12 protein-coding genes are annotated in these 13,216 nt (G+C 66.3%); 9 read left to right on the top strand and 3 right to left on the bottom strand.

Annotation, left to right across the window (positions count from 1 at the left end; all coding sequences use genetic code 11):
• Positions 1 to 56 precede the first annotated feature (56 nt).
• The gene (locus DVS29_RS02645; protein ID WP_118178890.1) at positions 57 to 1,274 is read left to right on the top strand and encodes a CaiB/BaiF CoA transferase family protein; all 1,218 of its coding nucleotides are present in this window, start codon (positions 57 to 59) and stop codon (positions 1,272 to 1,274) included.
• A gap of 33 nt (positions 1,275 to 1,307) precedes the next feature.
• Here DVS29_RS02645 and DVS29_RS02640 read toward each other — a convergent pair whose 3' ends face one another.
• The gene (locus tag DVS29_RS02640) at positions 1,308 to 2,282 is read right to left on the bottom strand and encodes an NADPH:quinone oxidoreductase family protein (protein WP_118178889.1); all 975 of its coding nucleotides are present in this window, start codon (positions 2,280 to 2,282) and stop codon (positions 1,308 to 1,310) included.
• A gap of 178 nt (positions 2,283 to 2,460) precedes the next feature.
• Between DVS29_RS02640 and surE the strand changes: the two genes are divergently transcribed.
• Genes surE through DVS29_RS02615 form a run of 5 tightly spaced genes read left to right on the top strand, consistent with a single transcriptional unit; the run spans position 2,461 to position 7,196 of the window.
• A complete protein-coding gene (gene surE / locus DVS29_RS02635; RefSeq protein WP_118178888.1) occupies positions 2,461 to 3,219 on the top strand; it encodes a 5'/3'-nucleotidase SurE in 759 nt (252 codons plus the stop codon).
• A complete protein-coding gene (locus tag DVS29_RS02630; RefSeq protein WP_118179063.1) occupies positions 3,216 to 4,358 on the top strand; it encodes a protein-L-isoaspartate(D-aspartate) O-methyltransferase in 1,143 nt (380 codons plus the stop codon). The genes surE and DVS29_RS02630 overlap by 4 nt, the downstream gene beginning before the upstream one ends.
• Positions 4,359 to 4,363: 5 nt before the next feature.
• Positions 4,364 to 5,311, top strand: a complete 948-nt coding sequence (locus tag DVS29_RS02625) for a peptidoglycan DD-metalloendopeptidase family protein (protein WP_118178887.1) — start codon at positions 4,364 to 4,366, stop codon at positions 5,309 to 5,311.
• A gap of 12 nt (positions 5,312 to 5,323) precedes the next feature.
• Positions 5,324 to 6,409 (top strand): RNA polymerase sigma factor RpoS, encoded by a 1,086-nt coding sequence (gene rpoS, locus DVS29_RS02620; protein WP_118178886.1) that lies wholly within the window; start codon positions 5,324 to 5,326, stop codon positions 6,407 to 6,409.
• Positions 6,410 to 6,419: 10 nt separating this feature from the next.
• Positions 6,420 to 7,196, top strand: a complete 777-nt coding sequence (locus DVS29_RS02615) for a 3'-5' exonuclease (protein WP_118178885.1) — start codon at positions 6,420 to 6,422, stop codon at positions 7,194 to 7,196.
• A gap of 43 nt (positions 7,197 to 7,239) precedes the next feature.
• Here the strand turns inward: DVS29_RS02615 and DVS29_RS02610 are convergent, their stop codons facing one another.
• Positions 7,240 to 8,124 carry an endonuclease/exonuclease/phosphatase family protein gene (locus DVS29_RS02610; protein ID WP_118178884.1) on the bottom strand — a complete coding sequence of 295 codons (885 nt, stop codon included), beginning with the start codon at positions 8,122 to 8,124 and terminating at the stop codon, positions 7,240 to 7,242.
• A gap of 197 nt (positions 8,125 to 8,321) precedes the next feature.
• On the opposite strand from DVS29_RS02610, the gene rlmD reads away from it, so the two are divergent.
• The gene (rlmD, locus tag DVS29_RS02605; protein WP_240655442.1) at positions 8,322 to 9,626 is read left to right on the top strand and encodes a 23S rRNA (uracil(1939)-C(5))-methyltransferase RlmD; all 1,305 of its coding nucleotides are present in this window, start codon (positions 8,322 to 8,324) and stop codon (positions 9,624 to 9,626) included.
• A gap of 128 nt (positions 9,627 to 9,754) precedes the next feature.
• Here rlmD and DVS29_RS02600 read toward each other — a convergent pair whose 3' ends face one another.
• Complete coding sequence (locus DVS29_RS02600; protein WP_118178882.1) at positions 9,755 to 10,600, bottom strand: outer membrane protein assembly factor BamD; 846 nt, start codon at positions 10,598 to 10,600, stop codon at positions 9,755 to 9,757.
• Between the two features lie 38 nt (positions 10,601 to 10,638).
• Here DVS29_RS02600 and DVS29_RS02595 point away from each other — a divergent pair, with 38 nt between their 5' ends.
• Together DVS29_RS02595 and pgeF are read left to right on the top strand one after the other, a co-directional pair.
• Complete coding sequence (locus DVS29_RS02595; RefSeq protein ID WP_118178881.1) at positions 10,639 to 11,904, top strand: RluA family pseudouridine synthase; 1,266 nt, start codon at positions 10,639 to 10,641, stop codon at positions 11,902 to 11,904.
• Positions 11,901 to 12,779 carry a peptidoglycan editing factor PgeF gene (gene pgeF, locus DVS29_RS02590; RefSeq protein WP_240655429.1) on the top strand — a complete coding sequence of 293 codons (879 nt, stop codon included), beginning with the start codon at positions 11,901 to 11,903 and terminating at the stop codon, positions 12,777 to 12,779. Before DVS29_RS02595 ends, pgeF begins: the two co-directional genes overlap by 4 nt.
• Positions 12,780 to 13,216 lie beyond the last annotated feature (437 nt).

Below are 13,216 nucleotides of genomic sequence, written 5' to 3'. Positions count from 1 at the left end.
TGCATGGGACCAGAGTAAGCGCTAAAGCGCTAACTGCGGTCGACAAGGAGACAACCATGAGCGTAACGCCTCCCGGCGCCACCGGCCCGCTCGCCGGCGTCAAGGTGCTCGAGCTCGGCACGCTGATCGCCGGGCCGTTCGCCGCGCGTTTTCTCGGCGAATTCGGCGCCGACGTGATCAAGATCGAAGACCCGAAAGGCGGCGACCCGCTGCGCAAGTGGCGCAAGCTGTATCCCGAAGTGGGCGGCACGTCGCTGTGGTGGGCCGTGCAGGCTCGCAACAAGAAGTCCGTGACGGTGAATCTGAAAGCCGACGAAGGCAAGGACATCGTACGGCGGCTCGCGAAGGAAGCCGACATCGTCGTCGAGAATTTCAGGCCGGGGCTGCTCGAGAAACTCGGTCTCGGCTACGACGTGCTGTCCGCCGAGAACCCCGGGCTCGTGATGGTGCGCCTGTCGGGCTACGGGCAAACGGGCCCGTATCGCGATCGTCCGGGCTTTGGCGCGATCGCGGAATCGATGGGCGGGCTGCGGCATATCACCGGCTATCCGGATCTGCCGCCGCCGCGCATCGGCATCTCGATCGGCGATTCGATCGCGGCGCTGCACGGCGTGATCGGCGCGCTGATGGCGCTGCATCATCGCCAGGTGAACGGCGGCAAAGGGCAGGTGGTGGACGTCGCGCTGTACGAGGCCGTATTCAACATGATGGAAAGCGTCGTGCCCGAGTACGGCGTGTACGGCATGGTGCGCGAGCGCACCGGTGCTTCGCTGCCGGGCATCGTGCCGTCGAATACCTATCCGTGCCGCGACGGCAGCATCGTGATCGGCGGCAACAGCGATCCGATTTTCCGCCGGCTGATGATCGCGATCGAGCGCGAGGATCTCGCCAACGATCCCGAGCTCGCGCACAACGATGGCCGCGTGCCGCGCACGGCGGAGATCGATGGCGCGATCGCCGCATGGCTCGCGCACCGCACGATCGACGAAGCGCTCGAAGTGTTGAACGCCGCCGATGTTCCCGTGGGCCGCATCTATTCGGTCGCGGATATGTTCACCGATCCGCAGTTCGCGGCACGCCAGATGATCAGCCATTTCAGTTGGCAGGACGGCCGCGATATCGCGCTGCCCGGCGTCACGCCGAAACTGTCCGACACGCCGGGTGAGACGCGCTGGCTCGGACCGGAACTCGGCGAACACACCGACGAGGTGCTGCGTTCCCTCGGCTTCGACGATGCCGCGATCGCGCAGTTGCACGCTCAACAGGTGGTGTGAAGCGTGTGAACGAGGGCGGGGCGGCCCGCCCGTTTACGGCACGATCACGATCTTCCCGGTGACCTTGCGCGCCGCCATGTCCTGCAGCGCGCGCGGCGTGTCGGCGAGCGCGTAGCGCGCCGACACGAGCGGGCGCAGCTTGCCTTCCCTCAGCCAGCCGAGCATCTGCGCGAAGCCCGCCGCATTGCGCTCGGGCTCGCGCCGCGCATAGTCGCCCCAGAACACGCCGACGATGCTCGCGCCTTTGAGCAGCGCGAGATTGAGCGGCAGCTTCGGGATCTCGCCGTTCGCGAAGCCGACCACCAGATACCTGCCGCGCCACGCGATCGAACGGAACGCGGGCTCCGCATAGTCGCCGCCGACCGGATCGTAGATCACGTCCGGGCCTTTACCATCGGTGAGCGTCTTGAGCTGCTCGCGCAGGTCGTCGCGCGCGTAGTTGATGGTCGCGTCGGCGCCGTGCTCGCGGCACACCGCGAGCTTCTCGTCGCTCGACGCCGCCGCGATCACGCGCGCGCCCAGCGCCTTGCCGATCTCGACCGCGGCGAGGCCGACGCCGCCGCTCGCGCCGAGCACGAGCATTGTCTCGCCGGCCTTCAACGCCGCGCGATCGACCACCGCGTGATGCGACGTGCCGTACGCGAGCGTGAACGCGGCGGCGACGGACAGATCGGCATCGGGCGGCAGCGCGACGCACGCCGATTCTGCGGCGCTCGCCTGTTCGGCGAAGCCACCGGTGCCGACGTACGCAACCACGCGGTCGCCAGCCCTGAACTGCGTGACGCCCGCACCGACTTCGCGCACGACGCCCGCGACTTCCGCGCCCGGCGTGAACGGCAGCGGCGGCTTCATCTGATAGCGGTTCTGGATGATCAGCACGTCGGGAAAATTCACCGCGGCCGCTTTCACGTCGATCACGACGTGACCGGGCTCGGTATGCAGGTCGGGGAGGTCGTCGAGCGCGAGGCTCTCGGGAGGACCGTACTGGTGGCAGCGGATGGCGCGCATCGTGTCTCCGGATCGAGGATGAACGGAATCGAACGACGAGTGTAACGGCAATGCGAACGGTCGTGCGGCGTAGTCGCGAACGCAGACACGAACGGCGCCGCGACGCCGCATCCGGTTTGCGGCAAGGCCGCGCGGGCATGTCGTTCGCGTGCCTTCTTTCCTCGGTTACAATCGCCGCATGCGAATCCTCCTGAGCAACGACGATGGTTACCTGGCGCCCGGCCTCGCCGCGCTTTACGAAGCGCTGAAGCCGTTCGCCGATGTTACCGTGATGGCGCCCGAGCAGAACTGCAGCGGCGCATCGAATTCGTTGACGCTGTCGCGGCCGCTGTCGGTGCTGCGCTCGTCGAATGGCTTCTACTACGTGAACGGCACGCCGACGGATTCCGTCCACATCGCGCTGACGGGCATGCTCGACGACAAGCCGGACCTCGTCGTGTCGGGCATCAACAACGGCCAGAACATGGGCGAAGACACGCTGTATTCGGGCACCGTCGCCGCCGCCACCGAAGGCATCATGTTCAACGTGCCGGCCATCGCGTTCTCGCTCGTCGACAAAGACTGGCTTCATCTCGATGCCGCCGCGCGCGTCGCCGCGGACATCGTCGCGCACTACGTGCGCAATCCGTTGCCGGGGCATCCGCTTCTCAACGTCAACATCCCGAATCTGCCGTACGCCGAACTGCGCGAGTGGCGCATCACGCGGCTCGGCAAACGTCATCCATCGCAGCCGGTGATCCGGCAGACGAACCCGCGCGGCGAACCGATCTACTGGATCGGCCCGTCGGGCAGCGCGCGCGATGCGAGCGAGGGCACGGACTTCCACGCGGTCGCGAACGGCCATGTGTCGATCACGCCGCTGCAACTCGACCTGACCCATACCCAGATGCTGCCCGCGGCGCGCGAATGGGTGCGCGCCGGGAGCGGCGGTTCATGACGGGCGAGCGCGCGAAGCGCTTTCCGCTTGGGCTCGCCGACGTGCGCGAGCGCCGTCGGCCCGACGCGCAGCGCAGCGATGCGCGCGCATCGAAACCTGGCGGCGCGAAGGCATCCGGCGCGGCGAGCCGTCCGGCTGGCGCGGCGGCAAACAACGGAACCCGCACGGGCACCAAAGCTGCCACGTCGCTCAAGTCCACCGGTTCGACGGCACGCGCGTCTTCATCTGGCGCGAGCGCCATCGCCAACCCAGCGAAGAAGGCGCCCGTCACGCCGATCGCTTCCACCATGAAGCCGCGCGTGTCCGCGCCTTCGCCTGCGCCATTGGCGGTCAAACCGCCGGTGCTCGCGAAACGCACCATCGTCACCGCGCCCGCATCGGCCGCACCGAAAGCGACCGCGACCGTCCTGCGCGCCGCCGCGCAGGCGAGCGTGGCGATGCCGCTCACGCAGGTCTCCGGCGCCGCGCAGCAGAGCGTCGAGATTGCGGCGCAGGCGTTGACGTCGGAACGGGTTCGCGAGCGCATGGTCGAACGGCTGCGGGCGAACGGCGTGACCGATCCGCGCGTGCTGCATGCGATGTCGGTGGTGCCGCGGCATCTGTTCGTCGATCCCGGCCTCGCGACCCAGGCCTACGAAGACGCCGCGCTGCCCATCGGTCATCACCAGACCATCTCGAAGCCGTCGGTGGTCGCGCGCATGATCGAACTCGCAGCGGGCGGACGCCAGCTCGCGAACGTGCTGGAGATCGGCACGGGCTGCGGGTATCAGGCCGCGGTGCTGAGCCAGGTTGCGCGCGACGTGTATTCGATCGAACGCATCAAGCCGCTGTACGAACGCGCGAAGACGAACCTGCGGCCGCTGCGCATTCCGAACATCCGCCTGCACTACGGCGATGGCAGACTCGGGATGCCGAAAGTCGCACCGTTCGACGCGATCGTGATCGCGGCCGCGGGGCTCGATGTGCCGCAGGCGCTCTTCGAGCAGCTCGCGATCGGCGGGCGGCTCGTCGCGCCGGTCGGCGACCAGCATGCGCAGTCGCAGGTGCTCACGCTCGTCGAACGTGTCGGGCCGGCACAGTGGCGGGAGTCGCGGCTTGATCGCGTTTTCTTTGTACCCTTAAAATCCGGAGTGATCTGAAACCGATGAGTATGTTGCGCATGATGCAAAGAACCAGTCCAACCGTGCGCCTGACGGTAGTTCAACGCAGCGTATGCGTGGCCGCGCTTTCCGTGCTGACCGCGTGCGCGACGCGGCTCGACAATGCGCCCGTCGTCGATCGCTCCAACACGTTCGGGACGCAGAACGCGCAGCAGCCGGGCGCGGCAGCGGCGCAGCCGCCTGCACCGCTCGGGCCGCCGCCTCCGGGTTACTACCGGGTGAAGCCGGGCGACACGCTTTACCGGATCGCGCTCGAGAACGGCCAGAACTATCGCGACATCGCGACATGGAACAATCTCTCGAATCCTAACCAGATCGAAGTCGACCAGCTGCTGCGCGTGGCGCCGCCGGGCGCGAACGTCGCCGCGGTTACGCCGGGTGTCGCGACGTCGCCGATCGGCGGCGGTACGGGTACGGTCGAAACGGCGCCGCTGAATCCGCCGCCCGCTCCCGGTGCAAACGCGGGCGCGCCAGGCGCGACGCCGCCGGTCTACGGATCCGGTTCCACCGCGACGACGATTCCGCCGCAGCCGCCCGCAAGCGGCGCAGCGGCCGCGGCGTCCGGCACACCGAACTTCGCGTGGCCGGTGCGTGGTCCGATTCTGAATACATTCGACGACTCCACCAACAAGGGTGTCAATATCGGCGGGGCTCCGGGCGATCCGGTGAAGGCCGCGGCGGACGGACGGGTCGTTTATGCCGGAAATGGGCTGCGCGGATACGGCAATCTCATTATCATCAAGCATGACGCGACTTACCTGACAGCGTATGCACACAACCGCGCTTTGATGGTAAAAGAGGGGGACGCCGTGACCAAAGGGCAGAAGATCGCCGAGATGGGCAACAGCGATTCCGACCGCGTGATGCTGCACTTCGAAGTCCGGAAGCAGGGAAAACCCGTCGACCCGTTGAAGTACTTGCCGCCGCAATAACCGATTACGACCATGCCGAAATCGAAGCGCCGCCCGCCGCAAGCCGAGACTGAGACGATCAGCCGTGCCACGCATGCCTCGGTGGAGGACGGCGGCGCTTCGGACGACGAGAGCAACGACGAACTCGAAGTTCGCGACGCCGAGGAATCGTCGGGCAACGACGAAGCCGAGGGCGACAGCGAGGAGGGCCGCGCCGAAGCGCCTTCCGACGCCGACGATTTCCGCGCGCTGCTGCAGGCCGAGCTCACGGCCGACACGATCCAGCACTACCTCAACCGCATCAGCGTGAAGCCGCTGCTCACCGTCGAGGAAGAGCAGCGTTACTCGCGTCTCGCGAAAGCGGGCGAGTTCGAAGCGCGCCAGGTGATGATCGAGCGCAATCTGCGGCTCGTGGTGAGCATTGCGAAGGGCTATCTGAATCGCGGCGTGCCGCTTCTCGATCTGATCGAGGAAGGCAATCTCGGCCTGATGCACGCGATCGAGAAATTCGATCCGACGCGCGGCTTCCGTTTCTCCACCTACGCCACGTGGTGGATCCGTCAGAGCATCGAGCGCGCGATCATGAACCAGGCGCGCACTGTGCGGCTGCCGGTGCACGTGATCCGCGAGCTGAACCAGGTGCTGCGCGCGAAGCGCCACCTCGAGAAGAATTCGATGAACACGGCCGAGGCGGGCGACCGCCGCGACGCGAGCATCGACGACATCGCGTACCTCACCGGCAAGACCTCCGACGAAGTCACGGACATCCTCGCGCTGAACGAGCACACCGCCTCGCTCGACGCGCCGCTCGATCTCGATCCGGCGAGCAGCCTGCTCGATCTGCTGTCCGACGACCAGAGCCAGTCGCCGGATGCGGAAGTGCAGCACCGCGAGCTCGAAACACTCACGCGCGCGTGGCTCGCGCGCCTGTCGGACAAGCATCGGCATGTGATCGAGCGGCGTTTCGGCCTCAATCACATCGAGCCCGCCACGCTCGAAGAACTCGCCGACGAAATGGGCCTCACGCGGGAACGCGTGCGGCAGATCCAGCAGGAAGCGCTGGTGCGGCTGAAGCGCTTCTTCGCATCCAACGGTGTGCGCAAGGACGCCGTTCTCTGACCGTTTTCCGATGACTCCGGTTCTGGTATTCGACATCGAGACGATTCCCGATGTCGACGGCATTCGCCGCCTCGAAGATCTGCCCGCGAACCTCACCGACGCCGAGGTCGCCGACTACGCGTTCAGCGCGCGCCGCGAGAAAACCGGCAGCGATTTCCTGCCGCATCACTTGCAGCGGATCGCCGCGATTTCGTGCGCGTTTCGCGACAACCAGGGCTTCCGCGTGCGCTCGCTCGGCACGCTGCAGGACGGCGAGGCCGCGCTGATCCAGTCGTTCTATCGCACCATCGAGAAGTACACGCCGCAGCTCGTGTCGTGGAACGGCGGCGGCTTCGATCTGCCGGTGCTGCACTATCGTGCGCTCGTGCACGGTGTGCGGGCGTCGCGCTACTGGGATCTCGGCGAGGACGACCGCGAATTCAAATGGAACAACTACATCAGCCGGTATCATTCGCGTCATACCGATCTGATGGATCTGCTCGCGATGTATCAGGCCCGCGCGAATGCGCCGCTCGATGCGCTCGCGAAGCTGTGCGGCTTTCCCGGCAAGCTCGGCATGGACGGCGGCCAGGTGTGGAACGCGTTCCAGCAGGGGCGCATCGAGGAAATCCGCAACTACTGCGAAACCGACGTCGTCAACACCTACCTGCTGTACTGCCGCTTCCAGCTGATGCGCGGCGGCTTTTCCGCGGACGAATACGCGGACGAAGTGGCGCTCGTGAAGCAGTCGCTGTCGACCGAAGCGGCACCGCACTGGGCCGAATATCTCGCGGCGTTCGAAAGCTGATCGCTTTGATGGCTGACCAAGGGCGCGCGAGGCAATCGCGCCGTCAGGCAAATTCCACGATAAGAGGCTGATGATCGGACGCATGCGAGTGCGGATCGATGTCGCAACGGCGCAGCCGGCCGCGCAGATCCTCCGTGACGAACACGAAGTCGCACGTCATCTCGCCCGACGACCATTGTTCCTTGTCGTACACCCCGGCCGACGGCGGCGGCGTTTTGCCCGGATGCAGCGTTGCCCATGCATCGACGAAGCGCGGGCTGTCCGGGATCGGTTCGAGCATGCGGTGATACGCGGCACTGTCGAATGGACTGTTGAAATCGCCGCAGACGATCGCGCTGGCCGGCCGTGCCGTCGCCGCGAACGGGCCGCTGTCGTTCTCGGCGGGCGCTGGCCGCGCCGCATGCGCGGCGGCTTCCTGCTGCAGGCGCCGCAGCGCGTCGACCTGTGCGAGCCGCTGCTGCTCCGAATAGAACTCGAGGTGCGTGACAAGCACGCGCAGCGCACCGATGTCCGACTGCAGCACCGCTTCGAGCGCGACGCGCTGCATCGACGGCGCCCGCGGATCCACCGGCCACGGCAGCGCGTGCCGGATCGCGAGCCCGACGGGCAGCCGCGTCGCGATCGCGTTGCCGAACTGGCGGCGCTTTTTCCCCGACTCAGCGCCCAATGCCGCATTTGATACTGGCGCGAGCGGGGGCAGATCGGCGCCGATCGCGTCGATCACCGTATAGCCCGGCAACAGCGCCTCGAGTTCGGCGAACTGGTCGTCGCCGGGATGGCCTGGCAGCGCGCCGAAGCCGCGCGTCACTTCCTGCATGCACAGCACGTCGAAGTCGCCGAACTGCCGGGCTTCGCGTACCGTCCGCGCGAGATCGACGACACCTTCCGCGCTTCGACCCCACTGCACGTTCCAGCTGATGAGCCGCATGTTGACCTCCGAGGTCGGGTCTTCGTTGCCCCATTCGTCTACAATCTCGCCTTTCCCCACGAATTCGCAGGTATCCGCAGGTGTCCGAAACCGCTTCTGAAACCCCTTCTCAACGTCCGTCGAAAGGCAAACGGGGCGCATCCAAAGGCAGCACGACGCATGCCCCGGCCGGTCCGCTCGACATCGATTCGCTCGACATGGAAGCGCGCGGCGTCGGCCGCGTCGTGACCGAAACCGGCGAGCCGGGCAAGGTGATTTTCGTCGAAGGCGCGTTGCCGGGCGAGCGGGTCACATACCTGAGTTTCCGCCGCAAGCCGAGCTACGAACAGGCCCAGGTGGTCGATATCCTGCGCGAAAGCGTGATCCGCACGAAGCCGCAATGCCAGTTCTTCGGCACTTGCGGCGGCTGCTCGATGCAGCATCTCGACGTGCGTGCGCAGATCGCCGTCAAGCAGCGCGTGCTCGAAGACAACCTCGCGCATCTCGCGAAGCTGCGCGCGGAGACGGTGTTCCGGCCGATTCACGGGCCGTCGTGGGGCTATCGCTATCGCGCGCGTCTCACCGTGCGCAACGTCGTGAAGAAGGGCGGCGTCCTGGTCGGCTTCCACGAGCGCAAGAGCAGCTATGTCGCGGACATGACGAGCTGCGAGGTGCTGCCGCCGCACGTTTCGGCGATGCTGGTGCCGCTGCGTCAGCTGGTGGAAGGGCTGTCGATCCGCGATCGCATGCCGCAGATCGAGCTCGCGGTGGGCGCGTCGGTCACTGCCCTGGTGCTGCGCATTCTCGAACCGCTCACCGACGCCGACGAAGCGCTGCTGCGCACGTTCGCGGATGAACACAACGTGCAGTTCTGGCTGCAGCCGAAGGGCCCGGATACCGTCGTGCCGTTCTATCCGCTCGACGCACAGCTCGACTACACGCTGCCGGAATACGGTATCCGGATGCCGTTCAAGCCGACCGATTTCACTCAGGTCAATCACCAGATCAACCGCGTGCTGGTGGGCCGCGCGTTGCGCCTGCTCGCGCCCGCGCCGGGCGACCGCGTGCTCGACCTATTCTGCGGCATCGGCAACTTCACGCTACCGCTCGCGCGGCTCGCGCGCGAAGTGGTGGGCATCGAAGGCAGCGACACGCTGACCACGCGCGCGCTCGCGAACGCGCGCGAGAACGGCGTGGACGGGCACACGTCGTTTGCGTGCCGCAACCTGTTCGAAGTCACCGCCGACGACATGCGCGCGCTCGGCCACTTCGACAAGTATCTGATCGACCCGCCGCGCGAAGGCGCGCTCGCGGTATCGAAGGCGCTCGCGGAGATCGCGCAGAGCGGCGAGGGTTCGCTGCCGAAGCGCATCGTCTACGTGTCGTGCAATCCGTCGACGCTCGCGCGCGATGCCGGGCTGCTCGTGCACGAAGCCGGCTACCGGTTGAAGGGCGCGGGCGTGGTCAACATGTTCCCGCATACGTCGCACGTCGAATCGATCGCGCTGTTCGAGCGGGATTGAGCACAGCGTTGCGGCTTTAGCGGGACACCGGTCATCGTGCGAGCTGCGACGCAAATACAAAAACGCCACGGCAGGATGTGACTGCCGTGGCGTTTCGCTTTGTAGTGCCGGTGTGCGTCAGAGGCTGATCAGAACTGCCACCAGGACTTCTGCTGCGTACCCGGCCGCGCATGACCGGTGATGTACGGGCTGTCCGGGAACGTTGCGGCGAGCACGCGCTTCGTGTCGTCGGCGAGTTGCGGCTCGTTCAGCTTCTGGTACGACAGCATCATGATGTGCAGCGCATCTTCGATGGCGGGCGCGCTCTTGTATTCCTTGATCGCGAGCTGCGCGCGGTTGATCGCGGCGACGTACGCGCCGCGGCGGTAGTAGTAGTCCGCCGCGTGCACTTCGTGCGAAGCGAGCGCATTCACGATGTAGCGCATGCGCTGCGCGGCATCCGGCGCGTACTTGCTCTGCGGGTACTTGTCGACCACCACCTTGAACGCGTCGTACGACTCGCGCAGCGACTTTGGATCGCGCTCGCTCATGTCCTGACCGGAGAAGCGGCCGAACAGGCCCAGGTCGTCGTTGAAGTGGATCATGCCCTTCAGGTAGTACGCGTACGCGATATCGGGGTGATCCGGGTGCAGCTGGATGAAGCGGTCGATCGCCTGATCGGCCTGCGCGGTTTCGTCATCCTTCCAGTGGCAGTACGCGACGTTGATCTGCGCCTGCTGCGCGAAGTGGCCGAACGGGTCGCGGCCTTCGAGCGCCTCGAAGTATTTCGCGCACTTTGCCCAGTCGCCGCCGTTCAGTGCGTCCTGTGCCTCGTTGTACAATTTATTGTTGGTCCACACGGCTGTTTCGTCGGTCTTTTCCGGCAGGCCGTGACAGCCCGCGAGGATGGCGACGGCTGCGACGCACGCAACAAATCTGGCCATGTTCCTGGCCATGTCTCGGGCCGTGTTAGTGATCGTATTCAAGGCTCGCATTTTCCAGTTCAGCTTTACGTCCAGGTGACCCTGTCTCAATGACCCGCTCAAGGAAGGTGGATACCGCTGCCGGTACCCGGAACAGCAGCAAGGATTATAGCCCAGGCGCAGACCCTCACGACGCTCGACCGGTGGGCGCGGTTCCCGCCGAAGCAACAGCGGGCGCGCCGGCCGGGGCGCGGAGCACGAGCGTTACAGCGTCTTCCTCGCCTGCTTCGGCAGGCAATCCCGATGAAACGCCGCGCCGCGCGCGGGTGCCGCCCGAACTCGCCGGCGAGCGACTCGACAAGGTGCTGGCGAAGGTATTCCCCGAATTTTCGCGTAGCCGCCTGCAAGGCTGGATCGAGTCGCAGCGCGTGAAGGTGGACGGCGCGCCGGCAAAGATCCGCCAACCCGTGCCGCTCGACGCGACGATCGAACTCGTCCCCGATCTGTTGCCCGAACAGCTTGCGTTCACGCCGGAGCCGGTACCGCTCGAGGTGATCTATGAAGACGACGCGATCGTCGTGATCAACAAGCCGGCGGGGCTCGTCGTGCATCCGGCCGCGGGCAACTGGAGCGGCACGCTCCTGAACGGTCTGCTGCATCGTTACGGCGACGCGGCGGCTGGGCTGCCGCGCGCCGGCATCGTGCACCGGCTCGACAAGGAAACCTCGGGGCTGATGGTGGTCGCGCGCACGCTGGAGGCGCAGACCGACCTCGTGCGTCAGATGCAGGCGCGTACCGTCAAGCGCCGGTACTTCGCGCTCGTGTGGGGCAACCTGCCCGACGAAGGCACGATCGACGCGCCGATCGGCCGCGATCCGCGCGAGCGCACCCGCATGGCGGTCGTCACGGGCGCCGCCGGCAAACCCGCGCGCACGCATTTCCGCCGCATCGATGCGACGGTCTGGCAGCGTCAGCCGGTGTCCGCGATCCACTGCGATCTCGAAACGGGCCGCACGCATCAGATCCGCGTGCATTGCGCGCACATCGGTCATCCATTGCTTGGCGATCCTGTGTATGGCCGCGTGCGCGGACAGCGCTCGGTCACGCCGCTGCCCGACGGGTTTGCGCGCCAGGCGCTGCACGCGTGGCGGCTCGGGCTGATCCATCCGCAGACGCGCCGCGCGCTGCACTGGGAAGCGCCGGTGCCCGACGACATGGCCGCGCTTGCAGCCGCGCTCGGTCTCGGCGAAGGCGAGGACGAAGCGGACTTCGATACGTTCGAATTCGACGCCGCGTACAGCGACGAAGGCTATGTGATCGGCAGCGACGAAGACGACTACGCGGACGAAGACGACGATGAGGGCGACAACGAATGAGCGAGCATCGGAAGTTGCCGGAAGACATGGCAGCGGACCCGGCGAATCTGCCGGAGCTGACGGAAGCAGACGTGCTGCGTCCAGCATGGCGCGTGTCGCCGCGCGTGAAGGCGCTCGTCACCACGCGTAACGGCGGCGTGAGCCTGCCGCCCTATGGGCGTTACGCGGATGGCGTGGATGGGCCCGGCGGCCTGAACCTCGGCGTGAGTACCGATGACGATCGCGACCGCGTCCTGATCAACCGCAGGCGTCTCGCCGCGATGACGGGGGCACCCGTCGCGTGGCTCCAGCAGATCCACGGCGCGGACGTCGTCGATGCGTGCGATGCGCTCGCCGCCACGCGCGAAGGCGTCGGTACGCTGCGCGCCGACGCGAGCGTGACCGACCGGTCGGACACCGTCTGCATCGTGATGATCGCGGACTGCATGCCGGTGCTCATCTGCGACAGCGAGGGGCGCGCGGTCGGCGCCGCGCATGCGGGCTGGCGGGGTCTTGCCGCGGGCGTGATCGAGAACGCGGCGCGGCGGGTCGCGTCGCTCGCGGGCGGCAGCACGGCGACGCTGCACGCGTACCTCGGGCCCTGCATCGGACCCACGGCGTTCGAGGTCGGGGCAGACGTCCGTGACGCTTTCATGACGGGTGTCGACGGCGAACAACGTGACGCGACGTCTGCCGCATTCATCGCTCATCCGCAGACGCCGGGCAAATTTCTCGCGAATCTGCCGGCGCTCGCGCGCGTGCGTTTGCAGGCAATCGGCGTGACGAACATCACCGGCGGCGATGCCTGCACGGTGACTGAGCGCGATCGTTTCTACTCCTATCGACGCGACCGCGTGACCGGCCGGATGGCAGCACTGATCTGGCTCTCCGACTAGCACGCCGTTGTTTCGAACACCGCGGGCGAAGCAGTCAAACGATTGATCTCGCGACGCGTTCGACGCGGGTCAAGCAGGAGTTCGGCGCGCGCCGGATCGAATCGCATCGCCCGCATCGCAGTGCGCAAATTGCTGCGCCCATGCTGCGCGGCGAGCCCCTTGCCGCGCGCCTGTTTTCAAACGTCTGAACGATGTTTTTCGAGGCCTGAAAACAGCGGGGTTTCCCTAATGATTTCAAGGCGCTTTGCGCATCGTCATGCGCCATGCACGCACATGGGGAAAACGATAATTAAAAAAATATCGCACTGCGTCAAAATCGGGAACAAGCATTGACATGCCTTGCGATGGGGAGCAAAAATGTTTCCCACACTGGGGCAGGGCGTGACGAGGTCGCGAGCAATCGCCCACGTGCGCGGTAGTCCTGCCTCTCCAACCAG

This window comes from Paraburkholderia phosphatilytica (assembly GCF_003443895.1).
Taxonomy (GTDB): Bacteria; Pseudomonadota; Gammaproteobacteria; order Burkholderiales; family Burkholderiaceae; genus Paraburkholderia; species Paraburkholderia phosphatilytica.
The sequence above is the reverse complement of the archived record's forward strand: the minus strand, read 5'-3'. Positions and strand labels throughout refer to the sequence as shown.